The organism is Streptomyces sp. OfavH-34-F (assembly GCF_022347745.1).
In the GTDB taxonomy this organism is placed as follows: Bacteria; Actinomycetota; Actinomycetes; order Streptomycetales; family Streptomycetaceae; genus Streptomyces.
On record NZ_JAKRGC010000637.1, the window covers coordinates 1 to 1039 of the forward strand.

General features: G+C 78.8%; 1 protein-coding gene and 1 pseudogene. Both read right to left on the reverse strand.

The window, feature by feature from the left end:
- Positions 1-685 (reverse strand): PfkB family carbohydrate kinase (locus MHW47_RS35620; RefSeq protein ID WP_239227930.1); only part of this gene is annotated, 685 nt, incomplete at its 3' end.
- Positions 686-845: 160 nt separating this feature from the next.
- A pseudogene (locus MHW47_RS35625) lies at positions 846-1039 on the reverse strand (ABC transporter substrate-binding protein); the annotation flags it as partial.

Genomic DNA, 1039 nt, shown 5'->3' on the forward strand with positions numbered 1-1039 from the left:
CGGCGTCCACCCGGCCGCCGGGCAGCAGCGCGGCGGCCCCGTCGCGGCCCCGGGTGACCAGGACGAGGGCGGGGCCGGCGGCGAGCCAGCGGCCGGCGGCCTCCACCGGGTCCTGGCCGGGGTACAGCCAGTCCAGGTCCTCGTCGCTGGCCTTGACCACGTCGCTGAGGCCGACGCACCGCTCGACCCGGCGTACGGCGGCGGCGTGGTCCCCCATCAGGGCGGGCCGCACGTTGGGGTCGTAGCTCACGGTGGCGGCCGTACGCAGCGACTCGACGGCGGCGGACACGGTGGCCGCGCCCGGTTCGGTGACGGCCGCGATCGATCCGGTGTGGAGGTGGCGGGGGCGCCGGTCGAGGGCGACCGGCCCCAGGGTCCAGGTGACCTCGAAGGCGTACGCGGCGCGGCCCTCGCCGTCCAGGGTGACGACGGCCGCCGGGGTGGGCGCGGTGGCGTCGTCGGTGCGCACCGCGACCCCGCCCCCGGTGAGGTGGGCCCGGATCAGCCGCCCGTTGTCGTCCGGGCCCAGCTGGGTGAGCAGGGTCGTGTCGTGGCCGAGCCGGGCCAGTCCGTGGGCCACGTTGGCCGGGCTGCCACCGGGGTGGACCCGGTCGGGGGCGCCCGGCAGCCGGACGATGTCGGCGACGCATTCGCCGATGACCAGGAAGTCGGGGCGGTCGTGCATGGGGGCGCGTTCTCCCGGGGTGCGGGGGCGGGTGACGGGGTGTCCGGACGCCGGGGCGCCGGGCACCCGAGCACCCTCGCACGCGACCGCCCCGCAGTGCACGGGGACCTGCCCCGGGGCCTGTCGTCGAACTGCCGTCGGCCGGGCACGCACGCTCGCCCTACGCCTGGAGCGCGTCCGCGACCGATTCCAGGAACCGGGCGTGGGCGCGGGCGCTGCACACCGGTTCCGGGTTCCAGGGGACGACGCGGGCGGTGCCGGCGACGGCCGCCCAGCCGGCGTCGCCGCGCGCCGCGTCGAGCGGGGTGGCATGGGCGCGGACGTCGGCGAGGACCACGTCGGGGCGCAGGGCGG